This window comes from Bradyrhizobium sp. UFLA01-814, assembly GCF_046718885.1.
GTDB classification, from domain to species: Bacteria; Pseudomonadota; Alphaproteobacteria; order Rhizobiales; family Xanthobacteraceae; genus Bradyrhizobium; species Bradyrhizobium elkanii.
In genome coordinates this window covers 1-12,256 of record NZ_JAQOSR010000215.1, presented here as the reverse complement: position 1 = coordinate 12,256, position 12,256 = coordinate 1, and the positions used below count along the sequence as shown (strand labels likewise).

General features: G+C 65.6%; 8 protein-coding genes. 2 read left to right on the top strand and 6 right to left on the bottom strand.

The genetic code is table 11. The annotated features are described in order from the left end of the window. Nucleotides 1–113: 113 nt before the first annotated feature. The 3 genes from PMN64_RS38355 to PMN64_RS38345 form a co-directional block, all read right to left on the bottom strand. The gene (locus PMN64_RS38355; protein ID WP_411784514.1) at nt 114–911 is read right to left on the bottom strand and encodes an ABC transporter ATP-binding protein; all 798 of its coding nucleotides are present in this window, start codon (nt 909–911) and stop codon (nt 114–116) included. Continuing rightward, entirely contained in the window at nt 911–1,744 is an 834-nt protein-coding gene (locus PMN64_RS38350; protein ID WP_411784516.1) for an ABC transporter permease, read from the bottom strand. Before PMN64_RS38350 ends, PMN64_RS38355 begins: the two co-directional genes overlap by 1 nt. Nucleotides 1,745–1,856: 112 nt before the next feature. Continuing rightward, nucleotides 1,857–2,831 (bottom strand): aliphatic sulfonate ABC transporter substrate-binding protein, encoded by a 975-nt coding sequence (locus PMN64_RS38345; protein ID WP_411784513.1) that lies wholly within the window; start codon nt 2,829–2,831, stop codon nt 1,857–1,859. Nucleotides 2,832–3,029: 198 nt separating this feature from the next. Between PMN64_RS38345 and PMN64_RS38340 the strand changes: the two genes are divergently transcribed. Next, the gene (locus PMN64_RS38340; protein WP_304497787.1) at nt 3,030–5,822 is read left to right on the top strand and encodes a [protein-PII] uridylyltransferase; all 2,793 of its coding nucleotides are present in this window, start codon (nt 3,030–3,032) and stop codon (nt 5,820–5,822) included. A 215-nt stretch (nt 5,823–6,037) separates the two neighbouring features. Here the strand turns inward: PMN64_RS38340 and PMN64_RS38335 are convergent, their stop codons facing one another. The 3 genes from PMN64_RS38335 to PMN64_RS38325 form a co-directional block, all read right to left on the bottom strand. Beyond that, nucleotides 6,038–7,984, bottom strand: a complete 1,947-nt coding sequence (locus PMN64_RS38335; RefSeq protein WP_411784512.1) for a glycosyltransferase — start codon at nt 7,982–7,984, stop codon at nt 6,038–6,040. Continuing rightward, complete coding sequence (locus PMN64_RS38330; protein ID WP_411784511.1) at nt 7,981–9,336, bottom strand: HlyD family efflux transporter periplasmic adaptor subunit; 1,356 nt, start codon at nt 9,334–9,336, stop codon at nt 7,981–7,983. The genes PMN64_RS38335 and PMN64_RS38330 overlap by 4 nt, the downstream gene beginning before the upstream one ends. Nucleotides 9,337–9,713: 377 nt before the next feature. Further along, nucleotides 9,714–9,980: a hypothetical protein gene (locus tag PMN64_RS38325; protein ID WP_411784510.1), complete on the bottom strand. Its 267-nt coding sequence runs from the start codon at nt 9,978–9,980 to the stop codon at nt 9,714–9,716. 542 nt (nt 9,981–10,522) lie between these two features. Here PMN64_RS38325 and PMN64_RS38320 point away from each other — a divergent pair. Then, on the top strand, nt 10,523–12,100 hold the full coding sequence (locus PMN64_RS38320; protein ID WP_411784515.1) for a PAS domain S-box protein: 1,578 nt from the start codon (nt 10,523–10,525) through the stop codon (nt 12,098–12,100). Nucleotides 12,101–12,256 lie beyond the last annotated feature (156 nt).

The window sequence follows — 12,256 nt, the reverse complement described above, 5'->3', positions numbered from 1 at the left end:
GGTCTTGTAGCGCTCCTTGATCGGAGCCTGCATTGCGCGGAGTTCGGCGGAGTCCATGGGTCTGCTCCCGGCTATTCTTCTTTATGCCGATGTAAGGCCTTAACGCGCCGATGTCACCACCACATCGCCTCGCCGGCGCTCGATTTGTCCGTGACGTCCCGCACCGAACGGTCGAGCGAACGGTCGAGCGAGCGGTCGAGCGCGGTCAGCACGCGGCGCTTGAAGGTGTCGAACAGCTCCGATTTGCGGTCGCGCGGCCGCGCCAGGTTGATGATGATCTCCTCGAACAGCCGGCCCGGCCGCGGCCGCATTACCAGCACGCGGTCGGCCAGCACCACGGCCTCGTCGACGTCGTGGGTGACCAGGATCAGGGTCGGCCGGGTGTCCGCCCACAGATCGAGCAGATGATCCTGCAGATCGCGCCGCGTGAAGGCATCGAGCGCCGAGAACGGCTCATCGAGCAGCAGCACTTCGGGCTGCGGCACCAGTGCGCGGGCGATCGCGACCCGCTGCGCCTGGCCGCCGGACAGTTCGCGCGGCCAGGCCGCGGCCTTGTCGGCAAGGCCGACGCGGGCGAGCGCCGCCGCGACGCGCGCGCGCCTCGCCTCGGCCGGAAGGTCGGCGAGGCCGAAGCCGATATTGTCGGCGACGCTGAGCCAGGGCAGCAGCCGCGGCTCCTGGAAGATGATCCCGATCTTGGCGTGCGGCGAGGTGATCACCGCATTGTCGAGCGTCACGCTGCCCGTGCTGGCACGATCGAGGCCGGCGATGGCGCGCAGCAGCGTCGACTTGCCGCAACCGGAGCCGCCGATGATCGCGATGATCTCGCCCGGCGCAATCTCGGCCGAGAAGCGCTCCAGCGCGTGGACGCCGTTCGGATAGGTCTTGCCGACTTCCTTCAGCGCCAGCATCACTGCCCTCCCCGCGTGCCGAACGCGTCCTGCCAGCGCAGCAACGGCGCGGCCGCGACCTCGATCAGCCAGTCGGTGAGCTTGCCGAGGATCGCGAAGATCACGATCGCGGCGAGGATCTGTGCCGGCTTGCCGAGCTGCTGGCCGTCGAGCAGAAGGTAGCCGAGGCCTTCGGACGCGCCGATCAGTTCGGCCGCGACCACGAACATCCACCCCAAACCAAGCCCGACCCGCAGCGCCACCACATAAGCCGGCAGCACCGCGGGCAACAGGATGCGGCGGATCATCGCCGGTCCGGAGAGACGGAACACGCGGCCGACCTCGACCACCTTGCGATCGACCGAGAGGATCGCGCCCATCACGCCGAGATAGATCGGAAAGAACACGCCGACCGCGATCAGCGCGACCTTCGAGGTCTCGAAAATGCCGAGCCAGAGCACGAACAACGGGACCCAGGCGAGCGAGGGGATCGCGCGCAAGGCCTGCACCGTCGGGTCAAGCAGCCGCTTGGCGAAATCCCAGTAGCCGGAGATCGCGCCCAGAACGGTGCCGGCGACGACGCCAAGCGCAAAGCCCGCGCCGACGCGCCACAGCGTCGCGAGGATATGGCGCGACAGCTCGCCGCTCTTGGCGAGCTGCACGATGGTTTCGAACACCTTCGACGGCGGCGGCACCAGGCGGCCGTTGGAATAGCCGAGAAAGACGACGAGTTCCCAGCCCAGCGCCAGCGCGACCGGCAGCACGAGCCCGAGCACCGGACGCGCATGGCGCGACCACCGCGCCGGCGCACCGGGCGGCGCCGTCTGTTCCAGCGCTGGCAGGTCAACGGTCATGGCCATAGCAAGAACTATTCTTCCGGCGGGATTGCAAGGTGGCGCCCGCCCAACTCCATCCACGTCGTCCCGGCTTTCGCCGGGACGACGGTGGTTAGTTTGACGGCGGTGGTTAGTTGGTCGGCAGCGGGACCTGATCATCGATCAAGGAATCCAGCGCGGCCTTCACATCGGTCTTGGCGTCGATCACGCCGGCCTGCTGCAAGGCGAGGCCGGCGGCGAAGATCGATTCGCGCTGGGGGCTACCGATCCGGCTGTGGGTCAGCTCGGTGCGCTCCTTGAGCTGCTTGTCGACCACGGCATCCGGCAGCTTGGTGACCGCGATGAAGGTCTTCTTCAGCTCGTCATAGTTGGCCAGCGAATATTTCCGCGCTTCCTCGTAAGTCGCGAGCACGCGGCGGACGATATCCGGATGCGCCTTCAAGAACTCCTCGCGGACATTGAGGATGCCCCAGGTGTTGGCTTCCGCCTTGCGGTAGAACAGTTTTGCGCCGTCCTCGACCTCCGCCTGCGCCATCATCGGATCGAGGCCGGCCCAGGCGTCGACGTCGCCGCGGATCAGCGCGGTCTTGCCGTCCGCATGCTGCAACAGCACCGGCGTGATGTCCTTTTCGGTGAGGCCGGCGCCGAGCAGCGCACGAACCAGGAAGATGTGCGGATCGGTGCCACGCGTCACCGCGACGCGCTTGCCCTTGAGATCGGCGACGGACGCGATCTTGGAATCCTTGGTCGTGACCAGCGCGGTCCATTCGGGACGCGAATAGACATAAATCGACTTGATCGGGTTGCCGTTGATCTTCGCGACCAGCGCGGCCGAGCCCGCGGTCGAGCCGAGATCGATCGAACCGGCGTTGAGGAATTCGAGCGCCTTGTTGGAGCCGGCCGACTGCACCCAGACGATGTTGATGCCGTCCTTGGCGAACTCCTTCTCCAGGAGGCCCTTCTGCTTCAGGACCATCGACACCGGATTGTAGGTCGCCCAGTCGATCCGGATCTCCTTCAGCGCGTCGGCGGCACGCGCCGCGCCAGGCAGCAAGGTCGAGACCGCGAGCAGCGCTGCGAACGTGCGCCGGGAAAATTTTTGCATTCGTCGACCCCCTCGATCAGATTATGAAACAATCTTTTATTTCAATGAGTTAGCCTTGCGGTCAACGAGAAAATCTCTACCCTTTACGGGATGGCGCGAGAACGATCTTGCTCAAAGCGTCGTGGAGAGAGCATGGAGCCGCTGTCCTTATACTTTGGTCAGTGACAGCAACAGCTCTGTCCGATATCGGATGAACCTATGGACAGCGTCGTAGCCGAGGCCCGCCCTGAAGCGGATGATCGTTTCGAGACCGTTCGGATCACCGCGGCGGTCAATGCACTTGCCGAACAGCACGCCGGCCGCGAGGACCAGTTCCGCGCCGCGATGGCGCAGCTGCTCAAGGCCGAGCTGATCGCGGCACGCGCCACGGCGCAGGCGCTGCTGCTGAAGGACCGTCACGGCCGCCGCTGCGCCGAACGGCTCTGCTTCGTGCAGGACGAGATCATCCGCATCCTCTACGCGGCGGCGACCCGGCATCTCTACCACTCGCCGATCCCATCGGGCGCCGAACGCATGGCCGTGGTGGCGACCGGCGGCTATGGCCGCGGGCTGATGGCGCCGGAGTCCGACATCGATCTGTTGTTCATCCTGCCCTACAAGCAGACCGCCTGGGGCGAACAGGTTGCCGAAGCCATTCTCTATTGCCTCTGGGACATGGGGCTGAAGGTCGGCCACGCCACGCGCTCGGTCGATGAATCGATCCGTCAGGCGCGCGGCGACATGACGATCCGCACCGCGATCCTGGAGACGCGCTTCCTGACCGGCGACCAGCCGCTCTATGACGAGCTGGTCGAACGCTTCGACAAGGAAGTGGTGCAGGGCACCGCGTCGGAATTCGTCACCGCCAAGCTTGCCGAGCGCGAGGAGCGGCACCGCCGCGCCGGCCAGTCGCGCTATCTGGTCGAGCCCAACGTCAAGGACGGCAAGGGCGGCCTGCGCGACCTGCATACGCTGTTCTGGATCGCCAAATACGTCTACCGCGTGCGCGAGACCGACGAACTGCTGGAACGCGGCGTATTCGACGCGCAGGAATACCGCACCTTCCGCCGCTGCGCCGACTTCCTGTGGTCGGTGCGCTGCAATCTGCACTTCTTCGCCGGACGCGCCGAGGAACGGCTGTCATTCGACATGCAGCGCGAGATCGCGGTCCGCCTCGGCTACACCTCGCATCCCGGCATGCAGGACGTCGAGCGCTTCATGAAGCACTACTTCCTGATCGCCAAGGACGTCGGCGACCTCACCGCGATCCTGTGCGCCAAGCTCGAGGAAGAGCACAACAAGCCGGCACCGGTGCTGAGCCGGATGGTGGCGCGGCTGCGGCCCGGCACCAAGCGGCGGCGGGTGAACGGCAGCGACGACTTTATCGTCGACAACAACCGCATCAACCTCGCGGCACCCGACGTGTTCAAGCACGATCCGGTCAATCTGATCAGGATCTTCCGCCTCGCGCAGCTGAACAACCTCGCCTTCCACCCCGATGCGATGCGCACGGTGACGCGCTCGCTCAAGCTGATCAACACCCAGCTGCGCGAGAACGACGAAGCCAACCGCCTGTTCATGGAGATCCTGACCTCCGACAACGCGGAGATCGTGCTGCGGCGGATGAACGAGACCGGCGTGCTCGGCCACTTCATCCGCGCCTTCGGCAAGATCGTGTCGATGATGCAGTTCAACATGTACCACCACTACACGGTGGACGAGCATCTGCTCCGCTGCATCGGCTTCCTGCAGGACATCGAGCGCGGCGGCAACGAGGAGTTCACGGTCGCCAGCGACCTGTTCCGCAAGATCCGCCCCGAGCACCGCCCGGTGATCTACATCGCGACCCTGCTGCACGACATCGCCAAGGGCCGGCCGGAAGACCATTCGATCGCCGGCGCCAAGGTGGCGCGGCGGCTGTGCCCGCGGCTCGGCTTCTCGGCGGCCGACACCGAGCTGGTGGCGTGGTTGATCGAGGAGCATTTGACGATGTCGACGGTGGCGCAATCGCGCGACCTGTCGGACCGCAAGACGATCGAGAATTTCGCCGCCGTGGTGCAGTCGGTCGAGCAGATGAAGCTGCTGACGATCCTGACTACCGCCGACATCCGTGGCGTCGGCCCGGGCGTGTGGAACGGCTGGAAGGCGCAGCTGTTGCGAACGCTGTATTACGAGACCGAACCGGTGCTGACCGGCGGCTTCTCCGAGGTCAACCGCGCCCAGCGCATCGCGGTGGCGCAAGCCGAATTCCGCCGCGCCTTCACCGAATGGCCGGAGGCCGAGCTCAACGCCTATATCGGCCGGCATTACCCCGCCTACTGGCTCAAGGTCGAGCTGCCGCGCAAGATCCGCCAGGCCCGCTTCATCCGCGCCAGCGAGCAGGCCGGCCACAAGCTCGCGATCAATGTCGGCTTCGACGAGGTCCGCGCCGTCACCGAGCTGACGATCCTGGCGACCGACCATCCCTGGCTGTTGTCGATCATCGCCGGCGCCTGCGCCTCTGCCGGCGCCAACATCGTCGACGCCCAGATCTACACCACGACCGACGGCCGCGCGCTCGACACCATCTCGATCTCGCGCGAATACGACCGCGACGAGGACGAGGGCCGCCGCGCGACGCGGATCGGCGAGATGATCGAGCATGTGCTGGAAGGCAAGCTGCGGCTGCCCGAGGCGGTGGCGAAGCGGGCGGTGCGCAGCAAGGCGCGGCCGTTCATCGTCGAGCCCGAAGTCACCATCAACAACCAGTGGTCCGACCGCTACACCGTGATCGAGGTCTCCGGGCTCGACCGGCCCGGCCTGCTCTACCAGCTCACGACCGCGATCTCGAAGCTCAACCTCAACATCGCCTCGGCGCATGTCGCGACCTTCGGCGAGCGCGCCCGCGACGTGTTCTATGTCACCGACCTGCTCGGCGCCCAGATCACGGCGCCGACCCGGCAGGCCGCAATCAAGAGCGCGCTGCTGCATCTGTTGTCGAGCGAGGACCAGGCGGCGAAGCCGGCGGCGTAGATCAAGGCGTAGGGGGGGCGTGCAACACCGTCATCCTGAGGAGGCCGCGCAGCGGCCGTCTCGAAGGATCGACGGCCACGTTCTTTCCGCAAGAGAGTGGGAGTGTGCCGAAGCGACCGGGCCGTCGATCCTTCGAGACGCGCGTTCCGCGCTCCTCAGGATGACGGGATCGAAAGCCGTTTCCACCGAAAGAGCGAAGCCCCGACTCCCGCGGATCAACCGAACAGCCGCATCAGCAGGGCCTTGCCGACCGGCGCCGCACGCACGCCTTGGAAGGCGCGGACATATTCGCCGGCATAGAATGCGCGCACGACATTGACCCGCGTCGCCACCGCATCCTCGAAGCGGACGCCGAAGCCGTCGCGGGTGCGCCGGACCACGGTCGCGGCCACGTTCTGTCCGTAGACATTGCATTTGATCAGCGAGCCGATGGCGGGCGGGACGGGATCGATGAAGCGCGCGCCCGAGATCGAGATGTCGGCCATCCGGATCAAGCGCATCTCGCTGCCGTGATGGATCAGGATCGGCTCGTCGCGTTCGAACCGCTCGGCCTTGCGGCGCCGCGGCTGCTCGATGCAGATGAAGCACACGATCGCGAGCACGACGCAATTGTACAGGCTCCAGGCCAGCGCCAGCCCGCCATAGGCAATGCTGTCGCCACGCAGGTGCAGGATGAAGGCATAGGCGATCGCCAGCAGCGTGATCAGCAGGGCAGCGCCATAGAGCCGCAGCAGCGGCCATTCGATGAAGCGGCGGTTGCGATCGCCGCCCTTGGCCGTCACCTTGAACTTGTGGCCCTGCGGCCTGGCGAGGCCGGTCACGACCGCCTTCAACACCGCGGGCGCCGCGATGTATTGCGACACGTCGGTCATGATCGCGAGCGAGCGGCCGCGCGAGATCCAGGCCATCGTGAAGGCGTGCCAGACATAGAACGGCAGGAAATATTTCAGCAGCTCGAACAGGTCGGCATGGACCGCCTTGATCCCGAACAGCAGATAAAGCCACGGCACGACCAGGCCGAAAACCTTGGTGCTGTAGACCGCCGCCCAGCTCATGAAGGCGTCGACCAGCGACAGCCGGTCCATGAAGGCAAGCTTCGATTGCCGCGAGAACGGCCCGCTACGGCCGCGGAAGATCTGCATGAAACCGAGACACCAGCGACCGCGCTGCGTGATGTATTCCTTCAGTCCCTCCGGCGCGAGGCCGATGGTCAGGCGCTCGTTCAGATAGACCGTGCGCAATCCCTTCTCCTTCAGGCGCAGCGTGACGAGGTAATCCTCCGTCACCGAATCGGTCGGGAAGCCGCCGATCTGCATCAGGCCGGAGAAGCGGATCAGCGACGAGGTGCCGCAGCAGAACGCCGTGTCCCAGGCATCCTTGGCCGGCATCAGGATATCGAAGAAGAAGCGCTGCTCGTCGGGCCACACATCGGTCGCCGCGAGATTGGTCTGGATCGGATCCGGGTTGATGAAATGCTGCGGTGTCTGCACGACGCCGACGCTGCCGTCCTGCATCAGGCTCATCGCCCGGGTCAGGAAATCCGGCATCGGGACAAAATCCGCATCGAGGATCGAGATGAACTCCGGCCGCTCGGCCAGCCCGGAAACGTGCTGGAGCGCATGATTGATGTTGCCGGCCTTGGCGTGGCGGTTGTCCGGGCGGGCCAGATAGTTGCAGCCGAGTTCCTGGGCGAGCCGGCGCAGCCAGAGCCGCCGCCCGTCGTCGAGCACCCAGACGCGGTAGTTCGGATAGTCCAGCCCGGTCGCGCCGATGATGGTGCGCTCCAGGATCGCCTTCTCCTCATTGTAGGTGCAGATGAAGACGTCGACGAGCGGCGCGGCCGCGCTCGCTCTGGATCGACGCAGGATCGCATTGACCTCGGGTGAGCGGTCGATGGTCCGGCTGAGGAACAGCAGCGACAGGCACACCGCGATCATCGAGGCCGCCTCGGCCGCAACGAAGGGATAGCCGACCAGCGCATCGGCGGTGAGGCCCGGAGGCGGCAAGGTGTGGGTTACCCGCCACGCGAAATAGTGGACCAGCAGGACGAACGACATGCCGGTCATCATGACGCGGGCCAGGGTCTGCTCGCGGTGGAGCAGGGGCAGGATTGCAAGACAGGCGCCGAAGGCGACCAGCCCGGGCGCAAATGCCGCCATCATGACTTTGCCGCGTCCGCGTTGAACACCACACGTCCGGTGCGGCCGACCGCGCAATCCTTGCCCGTGGTGTCGAGCGCCGGCATCGAGACCGTCACCCGATACGGCTCCTTGTTCAGCGCATCCGGATTGATCGCGAGGTTCGCGGGCGCGCCCGACGCGCCAGTGAGATTGACGATCTCGCCCTGGAGCGCGGCGCTGCCGTCGTTCGGCTCGAAGCTCGCCTGCTCGCCGAGCTTCAGCCCGTTGTAGACGCTCTCGGTGACGTTCGCGGTGACCACCGCGCCGCTGCAGTCGAGCAGCTTGAGCAAGGGCTGCCCGGCCCTGACGTCCTCGCCGGGCGAGGTCATCATCTCCCAGATGCGGCCGCCGACCGGAGCCTTGATGTCGGCTTCGGCCCGGTTGACGTAGTGCAGCTGCTCGGCGGCGATCTCGTGGGTCAGCCAGTCGATCTCGGCATCGGCATGCGCCAGATCGGCGCGCAGATCGCTGACGCGCTGGCGCATCTCCTCCTCGCGCTGCACGGAGCTCGGCCGGTCATTGTAGCTGTCACCGAGATAGGTGCCGTTCCTTGCCGCGGTGAGCTCGACCTTGGCGGCGTCGAGGCGCCGTCGAGCGCCGATTTCGGTCTGCTGCGAGATCGCCTGCTCGCGTGTCAGGCGGGCCATTTCGACCGTCGACACGCTGCCCGACTTGATCAGCGACGACGCCCGCTCGACGGCGGCCACGGCCTCCTCCCGCCGTGCGGCGGCGGCCTCGATCGCGGTCTGGATTTCGGCGATCCGGGCCTCGAGCTGGAGGATGCGGCCGTCACGGAACTGGCCGGCCTGGCGGGCAAGATCCTGTTGCGCCGTCTCGGCGGCCGCAAGCTTGGCGGCCAGACTCGGGCGCTCATTTTCCAACCGGGACATCTGTCGCCGGAGATCATCGAGCCGCGCACGATCGCCGCGCGCGTTGACGACGTGAAGGATCGCATCGCCCTCGCGAACCACGCTGAGCTGCGTGGATTTCTGCGGCTTCGCGCTCACGGTGCCGTCGATCGGCGACCGCAAGGTCACGATCCTGGCATTGACCACAGCCTCCACGCTCGAGGTCTGCAACACGGCCCTGAGCGGCAGCCATCCGAAGACGGCGACGATGGCAAGGCCAATGCCGACCTTGAGCAGGCGGCGAACCATCCGGCCCGAGCCTGCGGGCGCTTCGGGATGGGGAGCGCCATCGCTGATCGGCTCCTCGTGCTCCGGCTGCAGCCGTTCCTGCAGATCGCGCTGCAATCCCCGTGCGCCCTCGGACTCACCCTTGGTGACGGAATTATTGTCTTCGGGAAACGGCTTGTGCTGCTGTGCCTGATTCATGATGACCGGCCCCTGATCTGTCAGTGCGCGAACCAACGCACAGCTCCGCGGAGCGATGCCGTTGCCGGACAGATCCAATAATCAGGTGCTTCAAAAGCGGCTAAAGCGAAGGGGGCATCTTTCGAAAAAATTGCTGCAATTTGCCGTGGTCGGGACCCTGGCGCGGGAGCCGCGCCGTCGGCGGGTCGTTCCCGGTGCGCCATTGCGCAGCTGAGGGCGCCTGCAGGACTGAGCCCGGAATCCATCAGGCCGGGGCTAGGCGGGAATGGATTCCGGGCTCTCACGGAGGCTGTGATCGGACCCGTCTTGCGCGACCCAGGCGTGAGCAGCCAGCGCTTCGGTCCCGGCAGCCTGCCGGACTTGGAATTCAGGGCGTGCTACCGCCCTGAGTCCGGCACGTCGAATTGCGGCTGCAGCGCCGCCAGGCTCGCTCCCAGCAAGGCCAGATAGCTGGCCTGACAGACCACAACGCCCAGATCGAATGCGTCCAGCAGATCGATCCACGGGCTATCGGCCAGCGTGCTTGCTGTTTGCTTGCCACCATCGATAACGGAAGGCTGGAAGCTGCGATCGCGTCTCCGAAGCCTTGCCTCGTGGTCGACGTCGTCGGAGCAAACGATCAGATGCAGGCGCGCGCTGGGCATTTCAATCTCCGTCTCTGATTGGCGATTGCTGAACCCCGGAAATCTCTACCGTCATCGAGTTACCCAATAAGCGTAGTCACCGGGATGGAACGGGCCATTGAACGGAGGTTGATCCGACCGTTACATTCGGTGGGGACGACTCATACTTGAGTTTAGGTCGCAACCTGGACCTGAGCGCGCTCGACGGCTTCGCTTTCTGCGCGATCTCACGGATGTGGACCGCCAAAAAGGCCGGCGTGATCCCGTCCGGGCGGCAAGAAAGCTGCTAATATACAGTCTGTTGGGGGGGCGACGTTGTCGCCGCTGATGGTAGCAGTCACCCAGCGACGCAGCGCGGCCCGTGATGATGGCCAAGTGCTGGTGCGCCGATGATCCGCGACCCGACCACGAAGTCCTGGTCGGCCGAGCAATGGCTGCTCGGCGGCATGGTGCTGGCCTTGGCGGCAACCTGCATCGGGCTGTTGCTTGGTCCGCAGCCGGCAGCGTCCGCCCATCTGATTGCCCTGGCGCTGCTCGTCGCGTCGCTGACCGCCGCATTGCTGATGATCCGCCTGGTGGGCCGCTCGCAAAGGCGGATGGAAGCCATGTTGCGCGGCCGGGCCAGCGGCGAGGAGCGCGCGATGGAGGCGCTGCGCAACAGCGAAGCGCAATGGAAGGAGGTATTCGAACACAACCCGGTCATGTACTTCATGGTCGACGCAACGGGCCTCGTGCTGTCGGTCAACACGTTCGGCGCGGCACAACTCGGCTACACCGTCGACGAGCTGCTCGGACAATCCGTGCTGCGGGTCTTTGCCGCCGAAGACCGGGATATGGTCCAGCGCAACGTCGCGGCATGCCTCGACAACATCGGCCAGACCCACAATTGGGAAATCCGGAAGGTCCGCAAGGACGGTTCACGGCTTTGGGTTCGCGAAAACGCCAAGGCCGTGCGGCGGCTGGGCGATCAGCTGATCGTGCTGATCGCATGCGAGGATATTACCGAGCGCAAGCACGCCGAAAATGCGCTGCAGCAGAGTGAAATGTACCTGACCGAAGCCCAGCGATTGAGCCACACCGGCAGCTTCGGCTGGCACGTCGCCAGCGGCGAGATCATCTGGTCCGAAGAGACGTTCAGGATCTTCGAATTCGACAGGGCTCCTTCCATCACACATGCCACGGTGCTGCAGCGCGTCCATCCGGATGATCGCGCCCGCGTGCAACGAACCATCGACCGCGCCTCGCTCGACGGCAACGACTTCGAGCACGGCTATCGATTGCTGATGCCCAGTGGGGCGATCAAATTTGTTCACGCCAGAGCGCATGCGGTGACGAACCTTTCGGGCGACACCGAATTTGTCGGAGCGGTCACCGACGTGACCGCCCGCAAGCGAGCCGAGGCGGAATTGCACGAAGCGCAGACCAACCTCGCGCACGTCACGCGCGTGACGGCGCTCGGCGAGCTCGCCGCATCGATCGCCCATGAAGTGAACCAGCCGCTTGCCGCCGTGGTCACCAATGCCGCGGCATGCCTGCGGTGGCTCAACCGGGCGGCCCCCGATCTGAACGAAGCCCGCGGCGCGGTCAGGTCGATCATCAGCGACGGCAACCGCGCGGGCGAGGTCATCCAGCGCGTCCGCGCGATGGTGAACAAGACGACCGATCAGAAGGCCCCGCTCGACATCAATGACGTCATCAACCAGGTGATCGGCCTGGTGCAGCATGAACTGCAGAGCCATCTCGTATCCTTGCAGCTCGACCTCGCTCCCGCGCTCCCGTCTGTCGTCGCCGACCGCATCCAGCTGCAGCAAGTCATCCTCAACCTCGTCCTCAATGGCATCGAGGCCATGCAGCCGGTCACGGACCGGCCGCGGGAACTCGTGATCCGGACGCGCCATGACGATGCCGGGCAGATCGTGGTCACGGTCACCGACTGTGGCGTCGGGATCGCCGCCGAGAATGCCGAACGGCTGTTCGACGCCTTCTACACCACCAAGGCCAGCGGCATGGGAATGGGATTGTCGATCTGCCGATCGATCGTCGAGGCCCACCGAGGCCGCCTGTCCGTGGCCGCAAACATCGGCCCCGGCACGACGTTCCAGTTCACCTTGCCACTGCGCGAAGAGGACAATGCATGGTGACCGGGCGCGCGGCATCGCCTTCGGGTCTGGCAAGCGCCGAAGATCCCATCGTCTTCGTCGTCGACGACGACGCGTCCGTGCGCGACGCACTGAGCAATCTGTTCCGGTCCGTCGGCTTGCGGACCGCAGCGTTCGGCTCGGCGCATGAATTTCTGC